The following is a 20860-nucleotide window of genomic DNA, read 5'->3' as shown; positions in this document are numbered from 1 at the left end:
CTACACCTGTACCGGGGAGAGGCCGCGGATGGTCGCCGATCGTGCCTCGACATCGTCGACCGCCTCCACGCTGACGGTCACATCGCCGCCGCCCAGGTCGACGAGGGCCGACTGAGTGAGGGCGCCGTCGCCGGCGAAGACCTCCACGCTCGACGTGTCGACGATCACGGTCAGCGCCATGACGTCGTCGGCGACCGGCAACGGCTCCGCCCGTTCGGCGGAGTAGTCCTCGGACTCCAGGACGGCCGCCGCGGCGTCGTCGTCGCGCGCGACGAAGACCTCCGGCGCCGCCTGGCCGTCTGACCGCACGCCGATCATCGCCGACGCGCCATCCGCCCCGGTCAGGACCAGCCGAACCTCGCCGCGCCCCTCGATCGAGAGGTCGAGGTCGACACGGAACGGCGTCGAGATCGTGGACGAGCCGCGGATGTCGCGGGCCGGTCCGGCGAGGCGGTCGAGGCCGGGCAGCGGAGTCATGCCGAGCCGAGGAGGGCCGCTCGTCGACTCGAGTCGCAGCACCCGGGTCACCGACTGGGCGCCGCTCGTCCACCCGGATTCGGGCAGTTCGCGCGCGTAGGCCCAGTTGTTCAGCCAGCCCAGCGCATAGCGTGACTCTGCCTGCTGGCCAGGGGTCAGTCGTGGGTCCGGCCAAGTGACGCCCGCGTAGTAGTCGGGCCCGGAGTCCATCCAGCGGGGCTCCGCGGAGTCGCCGTCGACCGTGAACGTCGTGCCGTCCCAGTCACCGGTCCAGTAGGCCACTCCCGTCGCGCGTCCGAGTCGCTCCCCGTTGGCGCTCGCCGCGAGCACCCAGACCGGGCGCGCGGGATCACCGTCGAGGTGCATCCGGAAGAGGTCGGGGCACTCGAGCAGCCCGAGCGCACCGGGTGCGAAGTCGCTCGCGTACTCCCAGTCAGTGAGGTTCGTCGAGCTGTAGAACCCCAGCCGTTCGCCCTCGGCGAGCACCATCGTCCACCGGTCCCGATCCGCATCCCAGATCACCCGCGGATCACGGAAGTCGGTGACGCCGGGATTGTCGAGCACCGGATTCTCGGTAGAGCTCTCGAAGGAGTACCCGCCGTCGGTCGAGTAGAAGATCGACTGGCGTTGCACCCCGTCGACCTGCTGGGTCAGGATCGCGACCAGCGTGCCTTCGCCGAATCCCGCGTCGCCACGCTCGTCGACCACGACGGTGCCCGACTCCACGTCGCCCCACTCGGTGCGGAATTTCTCAATCGCCACGCCCTCATCGGTCCATTCGACCAGGTCGGGACTCGTCGCATGGAACCAGGCGGTGCCGTTGCCCTCGGGGTAGTCGGCGTTGTAGAGGTAGTAGAGGTGCCACAGCCCGTCGACGAACACCGGGCGCTGTGGGTCGTTCATGAACCCGTTCGGCGGTGTGATGTGGACGGCCGGGCGCAGGGGATCCGCCCCGGCCGGGCGCTGAAGTGCCTGCTTCGTGGCCGGTTCTGGCGCGACCGACCACCCGACATCCGCGAGCAGGGAGTCGACGGCGACCCGGGTTACACAGGGGGGAAGCTGAAGGTCGTCTGCGGGAGCCGGGTGGGTGGCGTCGGCGACGTTCGAGCGCAGGGCGACCCTCTCGTCGACGACGACCGCTGCCACCCATCCGTCGTCGCAGGCGATGACCATCGCGTCGTCGACACCCTCGCCGATCTCAGGCTCGAGGTTCGCGAGCTCTCGGTCCGCTCCATTCGCGGCGAACGACAGGTAGCCGCCGCCGGAGTCGAAGGCGCGCGACTCGGCCGCGGCGATCGTGGTCAGGGCGCGCGACTCAGGGCTTTCTGGCAAAACATTAATGTGCGGAACCAGCACTGCAGTCGCGATCAGGGCGATGACGCAGAACCCCGCGACCCACAGGGATTTTGTCGTCGCCGGTCCGCCTCGCCGCTCGCCAGCCGTCATCTCGCGATTCACCTCCCCTTCGAAAATAGTTGAAACTCTTCCACTTCGAGAGTAGAACGTCGATAAAGGAGGGGCCGATCACGGTGCCTCCGGACCAGGCCGCTTCCCGGACCCGAACGAGCAACGGACCCACCGGGCGATCCCCGAGGGATCGCCCACTCAATCGGATTCGAGGAGAAACAATGTTGTTTCACAACCGTTCCAAGCGGTTGACCGTCGGCGCTCTGGCGCTGGCCGCAATCGTCACAGGAGGCCTCATCACCGGTGCCGGAACCGCGCTTGCGGAAGAAGCGCCGGAAGGCCCCATCGTCACGCGGACTCCGACGCCAGACCCGGCTGATCCCGGCACAGACCCGGCCGATCCCGGCACAGACCCGGCCGATCCCGCCCCTCCGGCAGAAGATCCACCTGCGCAGGAGACACCGGCGCCCGCGGTGCCGCCGGCGCCCGAGGCCGTGCCCGCACCCGAGGCCGCTCCGGTATTCCCGTCTGCCGTGCCCGGGTTCCCGAACCCGACCACGCACACCCAGCAGAGGTACCACTGGAACACGAACTACACCTCGAAATGGACCCGCGCCGATGCGCGTCAGCTGGCTGCGATGTCGGACCCGACCGCCCCGCCGCGCACGAACTCGATGCCGGAGGAGTACACGATGCCTACCGTGCCCCAGAGCTTCCCCGACATGAGCGGCGGCGAGGTCTGGGTGTGGGATTCCTGGCCGCTCACCGATGCCCAGGCCAACCAGTACAGCTACAAGGGCTGGGAAGTCATCTTCTCGCTCGTCGCCGACCGACGCCTCGGCTTCGACGACAGGCATACCTACGCGAAGCTGGGCTACTTCTTCCGGCCGGCCAGTATCCCGTCGGCCCAGCGACCCGTCGACGGCGGCTGGACATACGGCGGTCTCGTGTTCCCACCGGGCGTCTCCGGGGAGATCTTCGACGACCAGACGTTCACCCACCAGACCGAGTGGTCGGGTTCGACGCGGATCTTCAGCAACGGCCAGGTGAAGGTGTTCTACACCGCGGTCGCGTTCTATCGTGACGCAGCGGGTCAGGACGTCAAACCCGCGGACGCACGCATCGTGATGAGCCCGGGCAAGATCAAGGCGAACGCGAACGGCGTGTGGTTCACCGGGTTCAAGAAGCACCACGAGCTGCTCAAGCCCGACGGCCTGTGGTACCAGAACGGCGCGCAGAACCCGTTCTACAACTTCCGCGACCCGTTCGCCTTCGAAGACCCGCAGTACCCCGGCCGCACCTTCATGGTGTTCGAGGGCAACACGGCGACGCAACGCGGCACGCGCGCCTGCGTCGAGAGCGATCTCGGATACCAACCGGGCGATCCGTACGCCGAGAATCTCGAGACGGTGATGGATCAGGGCGCCAACCTGCGGATGGCGAACGTCGGTCTCGCGATCGCCGACAACGCCGCCCTCACGAAATGGCACTTCTTGCCGCCGATCCTGTCGGCGAACTGTGTGACGGATCAGACAGAGCGACCGCAGATCTACTACAAGGACGGCAAGTACTACCTCTTCACGATCAGCCATCGTTCGACGTTCGCGCCGGGCATCGATGGCCCTGAAGGCGTCTACGGGTTCGTCGGCAACGGCGTCCGCAGCGACTACCAGCCGGTGAACAGGGGATCGGGACTCGCGCTGGGCAACCCTACGAACCTGAACTACGCGGCGGGCACCCCCTTCGCCCCGGACTTCAACCAGCATCCTGGGGCGTTCCAGGCGTACTCCCACTATGTGATGCCGGGTGGTCTGGTGCAGTCGTTCATCGACACGATCGGAACGAGCGATAACTTCCGCAGGGGAGGAACCCTCGGGCCCACGGTGAAGCTGAACATCTCGGGCGACACGACCACGGTCGACCGTACCTATGGTGTGGGAGGACTCGGGGGCTACGCCGACATCCCCGCGAACCGGGCGAAGTTCTAGACAGGAGCGATGCGCAGCGGGGCGCGGTCGGGAGGCCGCACCCCGCTGTTGCCGTCGGGGCGGCTAGTTCGTCGACTCGAGCCAGGTGAGCGCCGAGCCGTCTTCCTCGATCAACCCTGCGATAGCCGAGTTGAAGTCCACGCCGTGTGACGCTGCCATATGGGCGTCGAACGCGGCCCGGTCTCGGTAGACCTCGTAGATGAAGTACCTCCGGGAATCCTCCCGGCGGACGTTCGGTTCGAAACGCACGTTGCCCGGTTCCGCTCGGACGAGCGGGGTCAACCCGGCCACGAGGCGCGCCACTTCCTGTTCCGCCCCCTCCTTGACGGTGAACTCGGCGAAGAGAACCTCGGTCATGCCTTAGCCGCTCCGGTCATGATCGCGACCGCGTCCGTCATCGAGTGGCTCTGCGGTGTGATGGTCGCAGCGCACTTGCCGAGCCGCTGGATGTGGATGCGGTCGGCGACGTCGAACACCTGGGGCATGTTGTGACTGATGAGGATGACGGGAAGCCCGCGTTCTCGCAGGTCGCGGATGAGCTGCAGCACCTGGTTCGACTCGCGCACCCCGAGGGCCGCCGTCGGCTCGTCGAGCACGACGACCTTCGATCCGAAAGCCGCCGCTCTCGCGACCGCGACGGCCTGGCGCTGACCCCCTGAGAGGTTCTCCACCGGCACCGTGACATCCTGCAGCGTGGAGATCCCGAGACTCGACAGCTCCGACTTCGCGCGGGCGCGCATGCCCTTGGTGTCGAGCATTCGGAACACCGACCCGAGAACTCCCTTCCTGCGTTCCTCGCGTCCCAGATAGAGATTGCTGGCGACGTCGAGCGCGGGTGACACGGCGAGGTTCTGGTAGACGGTCTCGATGCCCTTGATCCGCGCGTCTTGCGGTCGCTTGAACGAGACGGGCTTGCCCTCGAGGAACAGTTCGCCCTCGTCGGGGATCTCCGCTCCGGTGAGGCACTTGACGAGGGTGGACTTGCCGGCGCCGTTGTCGCCGATGATGGCGAGCACCTCGCCGGGGTACAGCTGCAGGCTGACCCCGTCGAGCCCGACCACGCGGCCGAACGTCTTCACCAGCCGGCGCGCCTCGAGAATCGGAGCGCGGGTCTCCGGGGGTGTGGCACCACGTGTGTCTGCGGAGGTGATGATCATGAACGTACCTTTCGAATCCACTGGTCGACGGAGACGGCGACGATGATGAGCACGCCGACGGCGAGCGTCTGGTAGAGCACGTCGAGGCCGGCGAGCGACAGTCCGCTGCGGAAGACGCCGACGATGAGTGCACCGAGCAGGGTCCCCCAGACGACGCCACGGCCGCCGAAGAGGCTCGTCCCGCCGATGACGACGGCGGTGATGGAGTCGAGGTTCAGGTCGACACCGGCGTTGGGACTCGCTGCGTTGGTGCGGCCTATCTGCACCCACGCGCCGATCGCGAGGATGACCCCGCCCACGAGGTACACGCTCATAAGAACCCGGTTCACGCTGATACCCGCGAGACGGGCGGCCTCCTTGTCGTCGCCCACCGCGTAGACGTGTCGTCCCCACGCGGTCTTGCCGAGGATGTACGCCAGCACGACGTACAGCGCGAGCATCACGACGACGCCCACGGTGATGCGCACGTCGCCGATGGAAATGGGGAGGCCCGTGACGGTCAGGAGCTCGGGAAGCTCGCTCCCGCGGATCGTCGCGCCCTTCGAATACAGCAGAGTGAGAGCGACGAAGATATTGAGCGTGCCCAACGTCACGATGAACGGTGGGAGCCGGAGCCGCGTCACGAGGAAGCCGTTCAGCGCACCCGCGGCGAGGCCGGCGAAGAGCCCGGCGATGAGTGCGGGCACGGCGGGGACGCCGTTGTTGGCGGACACCTGCGCGATCACCATGGACGCCAGGATCATGGCGGCACCGACCGACAGATCGATTCCGGCGGTGAGGATCACCAGGGTCTGCGCCAGGGCGAGCGTTCCGACGACGGCGACCTGTTGGAGGATGAGTGACAGGTTGTTCGGGTAGAGGAATCGCTCATTGATAGCGCCGAACGCGATGATGGCGATGATCAGCACGATCGCCGGGCTCGCCGCGGGGTAGCGGTGCAGCACGTTGCGCACGCGGCTGAGCGGCGTCTGCCGGTCGAGGAATTCGCCGGCGAGATCGAGTTGGCCGGTAGCGGGTGGGGTTTCGCTCGTCTGCTGACTCACGGTGGTGCTCCTGAACGTCGTTGATGCGAAGACTGGGAAATGAGGGCGGCGCCGCCGGGGTGGCGCCGCCCTGCGAAGGCTCGGGGCGCCTAGCCCCAGCAGATGTCGGCTGCCTCGTCTGTGGTGATGCTGTCGACTCCGTCGACCGGGGTGTCGGTGACGAGCTTCACCCCGGTGTCGAAGAAGTCGAGTCCTTCGGTCACTTCGGGCTTCTCGCCGCCCTCGGCGAGCTGCACGATCGCCTCGACCCCGAGCTCGGCCATCTTCACCGGGTACTGCTGGCTTGTCGCGCCGATGATGCCCTTTTCGACGTTCTCCACGCCCGCGCATCCGCCGTCGATCGAGACGAGCAGCACACCCTGCTCCTTGCCCGCAGCCTGGAGGGCCTGGTACGCGCCGTAGGCGGCGGGCTCGTTGATCGTGTAGACGACGTTGATGTCGGAGTTCTTCGACAGGAGCGTCTCCATGGCCGAGAGGCCGCCGTCCTCGGCGCCGTTGGTCGCCTCGTTTCCGACGATCTCGTACTCGCCGCCGGAGTACGTCCCGGTCGACGCCTCGTCGCCGTTCGCCTGCGCGTCGGCGACGTCGATGCCCAGGCCCTCGAGGAAGCCCTGGTCACGGTTGTAGTCGACCGAGACGATCTTGTCGTCGAAGAGGTCGAGCATGGCGATCGTCGCCTTCTCGCCGCCGAGCTGCGCGGCTGTCCACTCGCCGATCAGGACTCCGGCCGCGTGGTTGTCCGTCGCGAATGTGATATCCACCGCGTCTGCCGGGTCGGGCGCGGTGTCGAGCGCGATCACGTAGAGGCCGGCCTCGCGGGCCTTGCTGATGGCGTCGAGAACACCGGGGCCGTTGGGCGTGATGAGGATCCCCTGATCGCCGCGCGCGACGGCGTCCTCGACGGCCTTGATCTGGGTGTCCTCGTCGCCGTCCTCCTTGCCTGCCGCGAGTGTGAGCGATACGCCCGCGTCCTCGGCTGCGGCCTTGGCACCGTCCTGCATGGCGACGAAGAACGGGTTCGAGTTGGTCTTGACGATGAGCGAGACGCCGACCTCGTCGCCGCCCGATTCCGGCGAGCCGGCGCCGGAACCGGCACAGCCGGTGACTGCGAGAGCGGTGAGGGAAAGTACTGTTCCTCCGATGAGCACGCGCTGGGCGGCTGAGCGGGCAGTGGTGCGATTCAGCATTGAATCTCCTTGGTGAGGGGTTCGGTCACCGTCAATGACAACGGTGTCATGTCTAGGTATAGATCAAGTTTGCCTGTAAGGTCAAGGCGCTGACAGAAACCGAAGCGAGAAAGTGACAACGATGTCTAGTCCTCATGGACAACCAGCTGCAAAAGGGCGGTCCACCATGCGCGATGTCGCGGCGCTCGCGGGCGTCGGCCTCAAGACCGTGTCGAGGGTCGTCAACGGAGAGCCGAACGTCGCCGCGGAGACGCAGGCCCGAGTGCGCGCCGCGGCGGAGCAGCTCGACTTCAGGCCCGACATCCATGCCGGCAACCTGCGTCGCACCGGCCGGAAGACCAGGACCGTCGGGCTCGTCGTGGGCAGCGTGGCGAACCCGTTCTCCGGAGCGCTGCATCGCGGCGTCGAAGACCTGGCGGAGAGCCGGGGCACGGCGGTCTTCGCGTCGAGTCTCGACGACGACGCCTCCCGCGAGACGCGCATCGTGTCGGAGATGCTGAGCCGGCGGGTCGACGGCCTCATCCTCACGACCGTGCTCAAGAACCAGTCCTATCTGGCGCCCGAGCAACAGCGGGGTACCGTGCTCACTTTCGTGGACCGGGAGCCGCTCGGGATCGACGCCGACACGATCGTCACCGACAACGCCGAGGCAGCGGCCGCGGCGACGGCGCACCTCGTGTCTGTGGGCCACAGGCGTCTCGCGTATCTCGGCGACCGCGCCGAGATCTGGACGGCTTCGCAACGCCGCACGGGATTCCTCCGCCAGCTCGGTCGAGTCGGCGTTGCCACGGCGGACATCCCGGTGATCGAGGGACTGCACGACGAGGCGAGCGCCTTCGCCGCCACCCTGCGTCTGCTCGATTCGCCGTCCCCGCCCACGGCGCTGTTCACGAGTCAGAACCTCGTGACCATCGGGACGATCCGCGCGCTGAGAACCCGCGGGATGCACAACCGGGTCGCGCTCTTCGGCTTCGACGACATCCCGCTCGGAGACATGATCGAGCCCGGGGTGTCGGTGGTCGCCCAGAACCCCTACGAGATGGGACGCGAGGCGGCCTCACGCGTATTCGCCCGGCTCGACGGGGACGACAGCCCTTTCAGCACCGTCGTCATTCCGAGCACGTTGATTCATCGCGGCTCCGGCGATATCGCCCCGCCGGCAGACGGGCTCGCGCCGTGAGCGTGAGCCGGTGAGCGTGAGAGCGGGCCGGCGGGCGGTCGTCGTCGGCGAGGCGCTCGTCGACCGGGTGCACAGCGTCGACGGCTCCGTCGCGGAACTGCCCGGCGGCAGCCCGGCGAACGTCGCCCTCGCGCTCGCACGCCTCGGACAGACTCCGCAGCTGGTGACGTCGTTGGCCGACGACGAACGCGGTCGCCGCGTGCGCGAATGGCTCGAGACGTCGGGCGTCGTCGTGGCGGCCGCCCACGTCGCCGGGGCCAGAACGTCGGTGGCGACGGCCCGTCTCGATGCGACGGGCGCCGCGCGGTACGAGTTCGACATCGACTGGCGTGTCGACACGGGACTGGCGGATGACTCGGACCTGCTGCATGTCGGATCGATCGCCACCCAGCTCGAGCCCGGGGCGAGCGACGTCGCGCGCCTCGTCGAGCAGCGCCGGTGCACCTCGACGATCAGTTTCGATCCGAACATCCGGCCCGCCCTCGTCGGCGACGCGGAGTCGGCGCGCGAGCGTGTGCACCGCATGGTGGCGCTCGCCGACGTGATCAAGGCGAGCGACGAGGACATCCGCTGGCTGCACCCCACCCGCACGGCGCTGGAGGTCGCGCGCGAATGGCACGCCGCCGGTGCCGCGATCGTGGTCGTCACCGAGGGCGGCGACGGCGCCTTCGCCGTCGCCCGCTGCGGGGTGGTGCGCGTTCCCGCCGAACGCGTGGTCGTGGTCGATACGGTCGGGGCGGGCGACACTTTCATGGCCGCCCTCGTCGACGGCTTGATCGGACACGGGCTCGTCGGCGCGGCCGAGCGCGCCGAACTGCGTGCGATCTCCCGGGAACGACTCGCACAGCTCGTGCAGCGATGCGCGGCTGCGGCGGCCGTCACCGTCTCCCGCCGCGGCACCGATCCGCCCCGTCGGTCCGAGCTTCCGGCGACGCCTCCGAGCGAGCCAGCGCAAGCTCCCGATCACGGGGTCGGGTATTCTTCTCGTTGAAACCCGACCCCGAGGAGCCCTGGCGAGATGGTAGTCAACGCGCCCTCGTCGACCTTCGACGTCGTCGAGCGCAACAACGTCACGATGCAGGGTGAGGGCCGCCCGATCGTCTTCGCGCACGGCTTCGGCTGCAGCCAGGACATGTGGCGTCTGGTCGCCCCGCACTTCGTCGACGACCACCGGGTGGTGCTCTTCGATCACGTCGGAGCCGGAGCATCCGACCTCTCTGCCTACCGCCCCGGAAAATACGACTCGCTCGAGGGATACGCCGGCGACCTGGTCGAGATCCTCGAGCAGCTCGACCTGCGCGACGTCGTGTTCGTCGGCCACTCGGTGGGCGCGATCATCGGCCTGCTGGCGGCCAACCGCGACCCGTCGCGTTTCGGATCGCTCGTTCTCGTCGGACCGTCACCGCGCTACGTCAACACCGACGACTACACGGGCGGCTTCAGCCAGGCCGACATCCACTCCCTGCTCGACGGCCTCGACGCCAACTACTTCGGCTGGTCGGAGACCATCGCCCCGGTCATCATGGGCGCACCCGACCAGCCCGAGCTGGCCGAAGAACTCAACGACAGCTTCTGCAGAACCGACCCCTCGATCGCCAGACACTTCGCCCGGGTCACCTTCCTCTCCGACAACCGTCGCGATCTCGCCGAGGTCACCGTGCCCACCCTCGTCGTGCAGTCCCGTGACGACGTGATAGCCCCCGTCACCGTCGGGCGCTTCGTCGCGGCTCAGATACCCGACAGCGAACTCGTGATCCTCCCCGTCACCGGTCACTGCGCCCACCTGTCCGCTCCCGACCACGTCGTAGACGCCATCCGGACGTTCATCTCGTGAGCGTGCCGCCCGGCGGCGACTTCGAGCAGCTGTACGAGCGCGCGCCGTTCGGATACCTGGTCACCGACGCGAACGACGTGCTCGTGCGGGTCAACCGCACCATGACGGAGTGGGGCGGATTCGACGCCCACCAGCTGCTCGGCCGGCCATTCCGCGACCTGCTCCCCTCCGGGTCGCAGCTGCTGTACGAGACCCGCCACCTCCCGGTGCTGCGCCTCCAGGGATTCGTGAACGAGGTGTCGCTGCAGATCACGAGGGCCGACGGCTCGCTGCTGCCGGTCCTGGTCAACGCGGCCACCGTGCTCGGCGACGACGGCGAGGTAGTCGAGGTGCGGATCGGAGTGCTGGATGCCTCGAACCGCACGAGCTACGAGAAGGAACTGCTCGCCACCCAGCGCACGGCCAAGAATCTGGCCGACCGGGTGTCGGTTCTGCAGGACGCGTCTGCGGCGTTCTCGGGCAACAACACCGAGACCCAGATCGCCCACACGCTCGCGTCGATCCTCGAGGGAGCCCTCGTCGCCTCGTCGGCGTGTGTCGCGCTCGTCGACGCCTCGGGCAGGCTCGAGGTGGTCGCAGGAACGAACCCGCTCGCCGGGCGCATCCTGCCCGATCGGCAGTTGCTCGGCAGCGCGGTTCTCGAGTCGGAGAGAACTGTCGTGGTCGGCGTCTCCGACCGCGACGCGGAGTCGTTCCCCGCTGTGGTCACGGCCCTCCGCGCGGCGCGGCTGCAGACGATCGCCGTGTTTCCGATCATGAGCGACGCGACCCCGCTCGGTGTCGCAGCGGCGTTCTTCGGGCGCGAGAGATCCCTCGTCGAGAGCGAGACCGCCGTGGTCCTCGCCGTCGCCCGGCAGGCGAGCCAGGCGCTCACGCGATCGCGCGCCCAGGAGCAGCTCGCCTACGCGGCGTTGCACGACCAGTTGACGGGCCTCGCCAACCGCGCGTCGGTGCGCGACAGCATCGCGCGCGCACTGGCACGATCGGCGCATCCGAACAGTCCGCTCTCGGTCATGTTCATCGACCTCGACGGCTTCAAGCCGGTGAACGACCGCCTCGGCCACCACGTGGGCGACGCGATCTTGCGCGAGGTCGCCGCGAGGCTCACCGCCAGCCTTCGCGCGGGCGAGATCGTCGGGCGGCATGGCGGAGACGAGTTCGTCGTCGTCTGCGACGGCACCGGCGGCGACGCCGCCTCCGCGATCGCCGAGCGCATCCACGAGGCGATCCGTCGGCCGTTCGCCGACGCCCCCGGTTTCGAGATCAGTGCCAGCGTGGGAATCGCCACCCACGAGGCATCCGACGGTCGCGTCTCGACCGACGACCTCGTCGGTGCGGCAGACGCGGCGATGTACGAGTCGAAGCGCCTCGGCCGCGACCGGTCGACGCTCGTGCACGTATAGACGGAGCTCACACCCCGGCGAGCACGCGGCCGATCTCCTCCTCGGAGGCCGGGCGGCTGAACAGGTAGCCCTGGGCGCGGTCGCAGCCGAGATCGCGAGCACGCACGAACTGCTCCTCGTTCTCGATGCCCTCCGCGACCACCCGCAGTCCGTTCTCGTGGGCGACGCGGATGGCGGCGACGACGTAGGGCGGCGGCGACCCGGCGACCTGCACGAGGGACTGGTCGAGCTTGAGCTCGGTGGCCGGCAGCGCCAGCAGCCGCTCCACCGACGCGTAACCGGTGCCGAAGTCGTCGACGGAGATTCCGAGGCCGAGGTCGCCGAGCTCGTCGAGCAGGCGCAGCACCTCCGGCTCGTCTGCGACCGGCAGCGACTCGGTGATCTCGATGGTCAGGCTGCCGGCAGACAGATGGCGCCTGGTCAGGTTCGTGCGGATGCGGTCGAGGAAGTCGGTGGTCAGGAGCTGAGCCGGCGACACGTTGACCGCGACCTCGATGCGGGCGCCCGAGGCGTTCCAGAGCTCCGCACAGCGGCAGCCCTCGTCGAGCATGAAGTCGCCGATCTCGGCGATGAGCTGGTGCTCCTCGGCGATCGGAATGAAGGTGGTGGGGGCGATGGAGCCGAGTTGCGGATGATTCCACCGTGCGAGCGCCTCGACCGCGACTATGACCCCCGTGCGCATGTCGATCTGCGGTTGGAACACCGCGGCGATCTCGCCGCGCGTGACGGCTCCCGTGAGGTCTGACGCTAGGTTCATCACTTCGCTCCCGGTTCGTTCAACTGGTGTTCGGTCAGGGCGACGACGTCGGCGAGGTTCTGCTCGTCGTACGCCGACATCACGTGTTGGCGCTCGTCCAACGCCCACACGGTGCCGACGGGCGAACCGTCGGCGCCGCGCAGCAGGCCGCCGGTCACCCGGCGCACGTACATGCTGTCGGGAGTCAACGGGCTGATGCCGTCGCTCGGGTCTGCGAGCATCGCCGACGGGTCGACGTACCGCGCGTCGATGCCGTGGTGCGACAGCAGTCGTGCCTGACCGTTCTCGACCACGGCGATGATCACGATGGCCGCGTTCAGCAGTCGCGAGGCGACGCGCGACAGCCGGATGAAGACATCCGTCGGGGCGTCGACGCTCACCAGCACAGACGGGGGAGCGGCCTCGTGTTCGCCGCGCGCCTCCGCCTTCCGCTCGATGCCGATGAGCTCGCCGAGCGCGGCGACGACCTGGCCGCTGGTGGGGCGATCCGCCGGCTCGCGGGAGGTCATGGCGCGGAGGAGGTTCGCCCACTGCGGAGACAGGGTGATCGGGATCACCGGGTCGCGCACGAGTCGGCCCGTGGCGCTCTGCAACGGACTGCCGGGAAACTCGATCGTGCGGGTGAAGCACTCGAGAAGGCTGAGACCGAGGGAGTAGATGTCTGATGGCGGGCCGATGATGTCGCGCATGGCCTGCTCGGGGCTGAGGTAGGCGGCGGTCCCGAGGGTCTCGCCGGAATCGCCGTCGGACGTACCCGACAGCAGGGCGATGCCGAAGTCGGCCAGCTTCGCGCGGCTCCGATTGTCGGTGCCGTAGTCGACCATCAGCACATTGCCCGGCTTGACGTCGCGGTGCACGATGCCGTTCGCGTGGATGTACTGCAGGGCCTCGGCGATGTCGAAACCGATCTGGGCGATCTCCCGCCCCGGCAGCTGACGCGCCGCGACCATCGTCCGAAGGCTAGAGCCGTTGACGAGCTCCATCACCAGATACATGCGCGACAGTGCGTGGCTCTTGTTGGCCACGACCCCCGCATCGATCAGAGAGACGAGTCCGTGGTGGTTCAACCGCGCCAGCGTCTGCAGCTCGTGCTGCTGGCTCGCCACCTCGGCGGTGTCGCCGAGCGGAGCGTCGAACAGCTTCACCGCTACTTCGCGGTCGAGGAACTCGTCGTTCGCCCGGTAGACGGAGGCCATGCCGCCGGCGCCGATGAGAGCGAGGATCTGGTAGCGGTCGCCGAGACGCGAGTAGGCGGGAGCTGCGGGCGTCTGCTCGGTGCGAGCTCCGGTCGTAGTCGTGTCAGACACTGCCGCACCTCTGGGAACCCACGCGTGAATCTCGTCTCGATCGGATCACAATGGCACGGAACGATTTCACGACCGGTGCCGAAGTGACGAATGGCGTGTCCCAAGGGTAACGTGTCCTGCGGGGCAGCATCGCTGCCCGACGAGGGAAGTGAGATTGCGTGATCATTCATAGGCTCACCGTCGACGGCCGGGACTATTTCCTCCCGGAACCTGTAGCCGAACTCCGGACCCAGATTCTGGCCGCCATCCGTTCGGGCGGCGGATACGTGAACATCCCGCCGCTCAACAGCGGACCCGGCGTAGACATCCTCTTCTCGCCCGGTATGCCCGTGCTGTGGGCGCAGATCGCCGTCGGCGCCGACGCCGACGCGGGCGAGCACACCCCCGACAGCTCGCAGGTCGAACACGAGCTCGACTCCTTGTAGACGCATACGCCTATAGACGCATACGAACGAGGGCCCCGACGATGATTCGTCGGGGCCCTCGTTCGTTTCTCGAAGGATGCTACTTGAACACATCCTTGATGTTCTCGCCAGCCTGCTTGGCGCTCGCCTTGGCCTGGTCGTTGCGACCTTCCTGGGCGGTCTCCTCGTTGTTCGTGGCGTTGCCGACGGCCTCCTTGGCCTTTCCGGCAGCCTTCTCGGCAGCGTTCTCGATCTTGTCTGAAGCGCTCATAGTGCACCCGCTTTCTCTGCGTTGATGGGTAAAAGACGCTACGCCCGTCTTGCTGGGAACACCGGTCATTGCCAATCGGCGCCGCGCGCGCTAAAGGTCACACCGCGGCTCGCTGGGGAGCGAGGAACGTCGACAGAGCGGGCAGTACCTGGTCGGGAGCCTCCTCTGCCACCCAGTGTCCCGCGCCGCTGATGACGACGCTCTTCACGTCGTCGGCGACGGCCTGTAGAGCCTCGCCGACGTGGTCGCCGTAGCTGCGCTCTCCGCCGATGCCCAGCAACGGCATCGCGAGACGGCGGGTGGCGCGGTCGCCGTTCTGCGCGAGCGTGGCGTCGAATTCGCGATAGAACCCGAAAGCGCCGTGGAGCGACTCGGGGTTCGACAGCAGGCCGACGTAGTACGCCATGGCGTCCTCGGGAACATTGCCGCCCTGGATCTCGAACTCGTAGCCGAAGAACAAGTCCTCACGGCCGGTCACCAGCTGCTCCGCAAGCACCTCGACGCGGTTGAACGACAGGTGCCAGAGCTTGTTGTTGAGAGGGGCGGGCACGAACAGCGGCGGCGCCGGAGTGGTGCCGGGTGCGCCGGGGATCTCGAGGAGGGCGCCGCGGGTGGCGCGTTCGGGGTAATCGGCGAGAAGCGCGTAGCTCAGCGCGAATCCCGTGTCGTGTCCGACGACGGTGAACGTCTCGTGCCCGAGGGCGTCCATCAGGCCGGCCAGGTCGGCCGCGAGGGTCGTCGAGTCGTACCCGGTCTCCGGCTTGTCCGACAGCCCCATGCCGCGTTGGTCGACGGCGATGACGGTGAAGTCGCGAGCCAGCGCCGGCATGAGCAAGCGCCAGGCGTACCAGTTCTCGGGCCAGCCGTGAACGAGCAGGAGGGCCGGGCCTGTGCCGCCGATCACGGCGTGCAGGCGCACGTCTCCGGTGTCGATGTAGTGGCTGGAGAAGGTGTCGGTGAATCCGTCCGGGAGGTTCGGGGCATCGGTGACAGAACCACGGCCCTCGGCGATCGGGAATTGTGCGAGTGAGTCAGACATGGGTGTTTCCTTTCAGTTGCGGTCGGAATCGGCGGGGGTGCCGGCTCCGGTTGTGGGCTCGATTTTCGAGACGTGATAGTGGCTGATGAGCCAGCCTTCGGGTGTGAATTGGAGGACGATCGTGAGATGGACCGGGATGACGCGGCCGTCTGGCAGCGTGAAGTCGACACGGGCGTAGGCGACCCGAGTGTCTGCTGAGGGGCGCCGGCGTTCGACGACGGTGAAGGCCGCGATGAGGCCCGCGGGCTGTTTCGCGTAGTAGGCGGCGACGCCGGCGCGACCCACGGTGTGCTCGGGATCGAAGCCCTGGAAGATCGCGTCGTCGGCGAACAGGGACGCCACGCGTTCGGGCTCGTGGACCCGGATGCCGTCCGCCCAGGCGGTCAGCACCCCGGCGGCGATGAGGTCGTCTTCGCGGTTGTCGATTGTGGTCATGTTCGGCTGCTCCTCGTCGGCCCGCCGGCTAGTTGCCAGCACTCTGTCCGCCGTCGACGTGGAGGAATTCGCCGGTGACGAAGGGTGCCTGCTCGAGATAGATCACGCCGTGGACGACGTCGTCGATGGTCCCCATGCGGCCCATAGGATGCAGGGCGGCGTAGGTCTCGTGGCTCTCTTCTGCGTGCAACGGCGTCTTGATGATGCCGGGCGAGACGGCGTTGAACCGTACTCCCCGCGAGGCGAATTCGATCGCGAGCGACTTGACGACCGCGGCGGTACCTCCCTTGGTCAGCGAAGCGAGTGCCGACGGAACACTGGAGTTCGCGTACTCGACGAGGCTGGTCGTGATGTTGACGACATGACCGGTGCGCTGTGCGGACATCCGAGCGACCGCGTTCTGTGTCACATGGAAGAAGCCACCGAGGTTCACCGCCAGCGCCTGGTCGAAATCGTCGCTCGTGTAGTCGAGGAAGGGCTTCGCAATGAAGATGCCGGCGTTGTTGACGAGCGTGTCGACGCGTCCGAAGCGTTCTACGGCTGTCTCGATGACCCGGTCCGCGACAGCGGGGTCGGAGATGTCGCCGGGCACTGCGATCACGAGGTCGTCGTCTGAGGCGACGATGGTGCGCGAGTTGGCGATGACGGCGTATCCGAGGCTTCTGTAGGCCTCTACCACACCCGCTCCGATGCCCTGCGAAGCTCCCGTTATCACTGCGACTTTCTGAATATCCATTGTGTCTTCCTTTACTAGGTGAACGGTCAACTACCGATGGATGGATCAACGGCGAGCCCGCGATTGCTATTCCCCGTAAAGAAATCTTGCGCGACTGCAGGTTTGATGCCGGCAGTCGCCCGATCACACGGAGGAAGCTCGATCCGAGGCATAGCGACGGCCATTTGCGACGCCGAGATGCCGGCGGGCCTTTCGGGGTGAGCCGGCCGATAAGTCGTGGCCGTGTTCCGTGACCAGACATGGTGCGCTCGTCCTAAGGTCGTCGAAAAGGCACTGGTAGCGAGTTGCGGCCATTTCACGAGCAACGGCTGGCGGCGGGTGCAGAGCGAGAGCGGCCGGATTCACCTGTTCGACCGTCAGGGCGGCACCCGGCGGAGCGGGCGTCGGCGGCTACGGCGGCCGGGCACATTGTGACGGAAAAAGCTTAGTCCTGCGACTCGTCGTTGACTAGGAACGCGACCGACCCCGCATAGTCGACCGGCCGTATAATCGCCTCATGGGTCGACCCTCTGACGCTCGAGAGCGCATTCTGTCCGCAGGAACCGCGCTCTTGGGGCGGGGCGCCTACAGTTCGATCTCCGTCGCCGATATCTGCACCGCGGCGGGGGTGCCCAAGGGAAGCTTCTACTACTTCTTCGAATCGAAACAGGCCTTCGCGCTCGCCGTCATCGCTCGGCACTGGGTGACGCAGAAGGCGCAGTGGGCCGCCGCGTTGGGTGGCGAGGGAACACCGCTCGAGCGCCTGCACCGGCTCTTCGACGAGACGACCGAGACGCAACGCGTGGCGCAACGCGATCTCGGCGCAGTGACCGGCTGTCTCTTCGGCAACCTCGCCCTGGAGCTGAGTGCGCACGACCCCGTGATAAAGGTGGAGTTGCAGAGGGTATTCGACGAGCAGGCGACGATGGTCGAGTCAGTGGTGCAGGAGTCCATCGATGCAGACGAGTCGGCGCCGCAGAGTGCGGCCGGTGCCGCTCGCGCCATCATCGCCCAGCTCGAGGGCACGGTGCTCTTCGCGAAGCTTCTCGACGACCCCGAACAGGTGAACCGGCTGTGGCCGAACGCTCTCCTTCTTCTGAGCGCGCACGTGCCGGCGACAATAGCCTGAAGCACGACGAACGGGCTGGTCTCGGTGTTGACCGGAACCAGCCCGTTCGCGTCGACCGCGACGCTAACCGTCGAGCATCGTCAGACGTTCAGCGACTTCTGCTCGGAGTCGCTGCGCGCGATCTCGATCTTGCGCGGCTTCGCCTTCTCGCTCACCGGCACGATGACGCTCAGCACGCCGTTGTTGTAGCTCGCCGAGATCTGGTCGGGCTCGACGCCGCGTCCGAGGCTGAACTGGCGCAGGAACGTGCCGCTGGGCCGTTCGTTGGTGAGCCACTTCGAGTTCTCCTGGGTGGCGGCGGTGCGCTGCGCGCGAATCGTCAGGAGCTGGCCGTCGACGTCGACGTCGACCGAGCCGGGGTCGATGCCCGGCAGATCGGCATTGAGCACGTAGTGGTCGCCGTCGAGGTAGAGATCGACGGGCATAAAACGTGCACCGGGCCGGAAATTGATGAGATCCTCGGTCAGTCGGTCCAGGCTGTTGAACGGATCGAACGACATAGGCATTTCACGTTTCCCTTTCTCTCTTCTAAGTTGAGTCACCTCGACTCAACTACGAGAAATATGGTAAAAATGCGCCGCGAGAATCGCAAGTTCTAGAGCTTAAAATTCGCTGGGAAACGCAGCTCGGGCCTGACCGTCGACAGCTCGGCCGCCACCTGCCCGATCGCGCTCACCACTTCGTCGTCGGGGTCCCCCGACGAGGCGAGTGCGCAACGACGCACGAAGTCGTCCCAGTCGCCGCCTCCGGAGCGGAGCGACCGCAGGGGCGAGAGCACGGCGGCCCGCCGCAGAGACGGGTCGTCGCCGGCCCAGCGGTCGAGTGCCGCATCCGCACGCAGACGAGCCCGCCCCGCGAGGGAGTCGATCATGGGCCCGACCACGTCGACCGCGAGCGGGTCGACGAGGGCGCGCAGCCGGGCCGAGCGGATGAATCCCTCGATACGGGTCAGATCGGAGTTGTCGAGCAGGGCGACGTTCGACTGCAGCAGGACCACGGCCGCGAGTCGCCGCTCGAATACCGGCTCCGACCAGAGCTCAGAGCTCAGCGCGGTCACGCCGTCGTGGCCCAGACCGCGGTACCGGCGGGAGGCGTCGCGGACCGCACCACGCACTGCCCCGACGGAAGCCCCGTAGTACCGGAGCCCGCCGCCGAGGCGGTGCGCGTCTGCGATCGCGCGCTCGTACGAGCTCTCGCGCTGAAGAGCCGCATCCACGAACTCGGCGGCGTCCGTCATCCGTTCATTCTCTCCGATGCGGACTCCTCACGCAGCGGGTCGGCGGCGCCCAGCGAACCCCGCCTAGATCGCGACGATCATCTTTCCGACATTGTCGCCGCGCATCATGCCGGTGAACGCGTCGAAGGTGTTGTCGATGCCCGTCACGACGGTCTCGTCGAAGACGATGGAGCCATCGGCGAGCCAACGCTGCATGTCGGCCGCGAACTGCGGCGCGTACTGGCCGTAGTTCGTCATTGTGAACCCCTGAAGGGTGAGGCCGCGCGTAACGATGTTCGACGTGAACCTGATGCCCGAACCGCCGTCGGTCGCGTTGTAGTCGGCGATGGCTCCGCAGAGGGCTGCGCGTCCGCCGTCGTTGAACGCGTCGAGCGCGGCCTCGAGGTGCTCGCCCCCGACATTGTCGAAGTAGACGTCGATGCCGTCGGACGCGGCTGCGTGGAGCTGGCCTCGAACGTCGCCGTCCTTGTAGTTGAATGCGGCGTCGAAGCGGTACTTGCCCGTGAGCAGCTCGACCTTCTCGGCCGAGCCCGCGCTGCCGACCACCCGGGAGGCGCCCTTGAGGCGGGCGATCTGGCCCACCATGCTGCCGACTCCGCCCGCGGCGCCGGAGACGAAGACGGTGTCGCCCTTACGCAGCTTCGCGATCACGGTGAGGCCGACCCAGGCGGTGATGCCCGAGATGCCCAACGCGCCGAGGTGCACCGACAGGGGGAGCCCGGGCAGGCGGGGCGCCGCGCGGAAGGCGGCGGAGGGGCCCTGGGCGACGTCGCGCCAGCCGAGCTGGTGCTGCACGGTGTCGCCCACGGCGAAGTCGGGGGAGCGTGACTCGACGACGTGCCCGACGGCGGCGCCGGTCAGCGCCTCGCCCAGCGCGAACGGCGGGATGTACGAGCGCACGTCGTTCATGCGGCCGCGCATGTAGGGGTCAACCGAGAGGAACTCGTTCTCGACGCGCACCTCGCCGTCGGCGAGCTCGGGAAGCGTCCTCTCGACGCGCACGACGTCGTCGGTGGTCGGCTCGCCGTGGGGGCGGGCGACGAGATCGAACTGGATGCTGGTGACTGTCGGCATTCGGCGCCTACTTTCCGGCGGCAGCGGCGATGACGGCCGTTGCGAGTTCGCCCGACGACGCGGGGTTCTGCCCGGTGTAGAGGTTGCGGTCGATCACGCTGTGCGGCTGGAAGGCGTCTCCGCTCGAGTAGTCGGCGCCGAGCTCGACGAGACGGTCTTCCACGAGCCACGGCGCCTTCTCGGCGAGACCGCTCAGGCGCTCCTCCTCGTTGGAGAACCCTGTCATCCGGTAGCCGGCGAAGGGCCACATTCCGTCGGTGTCGACAGCCGCGAGCAGGGCGGCCGGTGCGTGGCAGAGCACGGCGAGCGGATTGCCGGAGGCGAGGGCGTCGGCCATGATCTTTCCGGACTCGGCGTCGACGGCGAGGTCCTCCATCGGGCCGTGGCCGCCGGGGTAGAAGACCACGTCGAAGTCGGCCGCAGTCACTGCGGAGAGGGCGACGGGGGCAGCGAGTGCCGAAGAGATCGAGGCGAGGTAGTCGGTCAGCTCGCCGACCTTGTCGTCGCCGCCGGCGCCGGCGGCGCTCAGGCTGTTCGGGTCGAAGGTCGGCGGCACCGCTCCCGGCGTCGCGAGGGTGATCTCGAATCCGGCATCGCGGAACTGGCGGTGCGGCTCGACGAGCTCCTCGGCCCAGACGCCGGTGGGGTGCGACGATCCATCGTTCAGGGTCCAGTGATCTGCGGCGGACAACACCATGAGTACAGAAGTCATTCGGGGGTCTCCCTCTTATCGTTCTCGACGCTCGCCGGTAAGCGAACCGTTTGGTTTGATTTTACGAGCGGGCTACTCTGAAGTCAAACCAATCAGTTCGATTC

Annotated in this window: 22 protein-coding genes; 7 read left to right on the top strand and 15 right to left on the bottom strand. The window is 67.5% G+C overall.

What is annotated here, in order from left to right; translation table 11 throughout:
- Entirely contained in the window at positions 1 to 1809 is a 1809-nt protein-coding gene (locus ABIE21_RS08480) for a glycoside hydrolase family 32 protein (protein WP_354024336.1), read from the bottom strand.
- A gap of 296 nt (positions 1810 to 2105) precedes the next feature.
- Between ABIE21_RS08480 and ABIE21_RS08475 the strand changes: the two genes are divergently transcribed.
- Positions 2106 to 3872 (top strand): glycoside hydrolase family 68 protein, encoded by a 1767-nt coding sequence (locus ABIE21_RS08475; protein ID WP_354024335.1) that lies wholly within the window; start codon positions 2106 to 2108, stop codon positions 3870 to 3872.
- A 63-nt stretch (positions 3873 to 3935) separates the two neighbouring features.
- On the opposite strand, the gene ABIE21_RS08470 is transcribed toward ABIE21_RS08475, so the two are convergent.
- The 4 genes from ABIE21_RS08470 to ABIE21_RS08455 form a co-directional block, all read right to left on the bottom strand.
- Entirely contained in the window at positions 3936 to 4229 is a 294-nt protein-coding gene (locus ABIE21_RS08470; protein ID WP_354024334.1) for a putative quinol monooxygenase, read from the bottom strand.
- The gene (locus ABIE21_RS08465; RefSeq protein WP_354024333.1) at positions 4226 to 5029 is read right to left on the bottom strand and encodes an ATP-binding cassette domain-containing protein; all 804 of its coding nucleotides are present in this window, start codon (positions 5027 to 5029) and stop codon (positions 4226 to 4228) included. The genes ABIE21_RS08470 and ABIE21_RS08465 overlap by 4 nt, the downstream gene beginning before the upstream one ends.
- A complete protein-coding gene (locus tag ABIE21_RS08460) occupies positions 5026 to 6072 on the bottom strand; it encodes an ABC transporter permease (protein ID WP_354024332.1) in 1047 nt (348 codons plus the stop codon). The genes ABIE21_RS08465 and ABIE21_RS08460 overlap by 4 nt, the downstream gene beginning before the upstream one ends.
- Positions 6073 to 6161: 89 nt before the next feature.
- On the bottom strand, positions 6162 to 7259 hold the full coding sequence (locus tag ABIE21_RS08455) for a substrate-binding domain-containing protein (RefSeq protein WP_354024331.1): 1098 nt from the start codon (positions 7257 to 7259) through the stop codon (positions 6162 to 6164).
- A gap of 166 nt (positions 7260 to 7425) precedes the next feature.
- Here ABIE21_RS08455 and ABIE21_RS08450 point away from each other — a divergent pair, with 166 nt between their 5' ends.
- Genes ABIE21_RS08450 through ABIE21_RS08435 form a run of 4 tightly spaced genes read left to right on the top strand, consistent with a single transcriptional unit; the run spans position 7426 to position 11676 of the window.
- On the top strand, positions 7426 to 8439 hold the full coding sequence (locus tag ABIE21_RS08450) for a LacI family DNA-binding transcriptional regulator (protein WP_354024330.1): 1014 nt from the start codon (positions 7426 to 7428) through the stop codon (positions 8437 to 8439).
- A gap of 10 nt (positions 8440 to 8449) precedes the next feature.
- Positions 8450 to 9430 carry a carbohydrate kinase family protein gene (locus ABIE21_RS08445; protein WP_354024329.1) on the top strand — a complete coding sequence of 327 codons (981 nt, stop codon included), beginning with the start codon at positions 8450 to 8452 and terminating at the stop codon, positions 9428 to 9430.
- A gap of 27 nt (positions 9431 to 9457) precedes the next feature.
- Positions 9458 to 10273 carry an alpha/beta fold hydrolase gene (locus ABIE21_RS08440; RefSeq protein ID WP_354024328.1) on the top strand — a complete coding sequence of 272 codons (816 nt, stop codon included), beginning with the start codon at positions 9458 to 9460 and terminating at the stop codon, positions 10271 to 10273.
- Positions 10270 to 11676: a diguanylate cyclase gene (locus tag ABIE21_RS08435; protein ID WP_354024327.1), complete on the top strand. Its 1407-nt coding sequence runs from the start codon at positions 10270 to 10272 to the stop codon at positions 11674 to 11676. Before ABIE21_RS08440 ends, ABIE21_RS08435 begins: the two co-directional genes overlap by 4 nt.
- Positions 11677 to 11683: 7 nt before the next feature.
- Here the strand turns inward: ABIE21_RS08435 and ABIE21_RS08430 are convergent, their stop codons facing one another.
- Positions 11684 to 12433: an EAL domain-containing protein gene (locus tag ABIE21_RS08430; RefSeq protein WP_354024326.1), complete on the bottom strand. Its 750-nt coding sequence runs from the start codon at positions 12431 to 12433 to the stop codon at positions 11684 to 11686.
- A complete protein-coding gene (locus ABIE21_RS08425; protein ID WP_354024325.1) occupies positions 12433 to 13740 on the bottom strand; it encodes a serine/threonine-protein kinase in 1308 nt (435 codons plus the stop codon). Before ABIE21_RS08425 ends, ABIE21_RS08430 begins: the two co-directional genes overlap by 1 nt.
- Positions 13741 to 13898: 158 nt before the next feature.
- Between ABIE21_RS08425 and ABIE21_RS08420 the strand changes: the two genes are divergently transcribed.
- Complete coding sequence (locus ABIE21_RS08420; protein WP_354024324.1) at positions 13899 to 14165, top strand: hypothetical protein; 267 nt, start codon at positions 13899 to 13901, stop codon at positions 14163 to 14165.
- 79 nt (positions 14166 to 14244) lie between these two features.
- Here ABIE21_RS08420 and ABIE21_RS08415 read toward each other — a convergent pair whose 3' ends face one another.
- The 4 genes from ABIE21_RS08415 to ABIE21_RS08400 form a co-directional block, all read right to left on the bottom strand.
- A complete protein-coding gene (locus ABIE21_RS08415) occupies positions 14245 to 14415 on the bottom strand; it encodes a CsbD family protein (protein ID WP_354024323.1) in 171 nt (56 codons plus the stop codon).
- Positions 14416 to 14512: 97 nt separating this feature from the next.
- The gene (locus tag ABIE21_RS08410) at positions 14513 to 15454 is read right to left on the bottom strand and encodes an alpha/beta fold hydrolase (RefSeq protein ID WP_354024322.1); all 942 of its coding nucleotides are present in this window, start codon (positions 15452 to 15454) and stop codon (positions 14513 to 14515) included.
- Positions 15455 to 15466: 12 nt separating this feature from the next.
- Positions 15467 to 15889: a YybH family protein gene (locus ABIE21_RS08405; protein ID WP_354024321.1), complete on the bottom strand. Its 423-nt coding sequence runs from the start codon at positions 15887 to 15889 to the stop codon at positions 15467 to 15469.
- A 28-nt stretch (positions 15890 to 15917) separates the two neighbouring features.
- Positions 15918 to 16625 carry an SDR family NAD(P)-dependent oxidoreductase gene (locus tag ABIE21_RS08400; protein ID WP_354024320.1) on the bottom strand — a complete coding sequence of 236 codons (708 nt, stop codon included), beginning with the start codon at positions 16623 to 16625 and terminating at the stop codon, positions 15918 to 15920.
- Between the two features lie 496 nt (positions 16626 to 17121).
- Here ABIE21_RS08400 and ABIE21_RS08395 point away from each other — a divergent pair, with 496 nt between their 5' ends.
- Positions 17122 to 17733, top strand: coding sequence for a TetR/AcrR family transcriptional regulator (locus ABIE21_RS08395; protein ID WP_354024319.1), 612 nt, complete (start codon positions 17122 to 17124; stop codon positions 17731 to 17733).
- Between the two features lie 80 nt (positions 17734 to 17813).
- Here the strand turns inward: ABIE21_RS08395 and ABIE21_RS08390 are convergent, their stop codons facing one another.
- The 4 genes from ABIE21_RS08390 to ABIE21_RS08375 form a co-directional block, all read right to left on the bottom strand.
- Complete coding sequence (locus ABIE21_RS08390; RefSeq protein WP_354024318.1) at positions 17814 to 18239, bottom strand: Hsp20/alpha crystallin family protein; 426 nt, start codon at positions 18237 to 18239, stop codon at positions 17814 to 17816.
- A gap of 89 nt (positions 18240 to 18328) precedes the next feature.
- On the bottom strand, positions 18329 to 18970 hold the full coding sequence (locus tag ABIE21_RS08385; RefSeq protein ID WP_354024317.1) for a DNA alkylation repair protein: 642 nt from the start codon (positions 18968 to 18970) through the stop codon (positions 18329 to 18331).
- A gap of 63 nt (positions 18971 to 19033) precedes the next feature.
- Entirely contained in the window at positions 19034 to 20044 is a 1011-nt protein-coding gene (locus ABIE21_RS08380) for an NADP-dependent oxidoreductase (protein ID WP_354024316.1), read from the bottom strand.
- A 7-nt stretch (positions 20045 to 20051) separates the two neighbouring features.
- A complete protein-coding gene (locus ABIE21_RS08375; protein WP_354024315.1) occupies positions 20052 to 20756 on the bottom strand; it encodes a type 1 glutamine amidotransferase domain-containing protein in 705 nt (234 codons plus the stop codon).
- Positions 20757 to 20860 lie beyond the last annotated feature (104 nt).

Origin of the sequence: Conyzicola nivalis (genome assembly GCF_040548875.1) — a bacterium.
Taxonomy (GTDB): Bacteria; Actinomycetota; Actinomycetes; order Actinomycetales; family Microbacteriaceae; genus Conyzicola; species Conyzicola nivalis_A.
The sequence above is the reverse complement of the archived record's forward strand: the minus strand, read 5'-3'. Positions and strand labels throughout refer to the sequence as shown.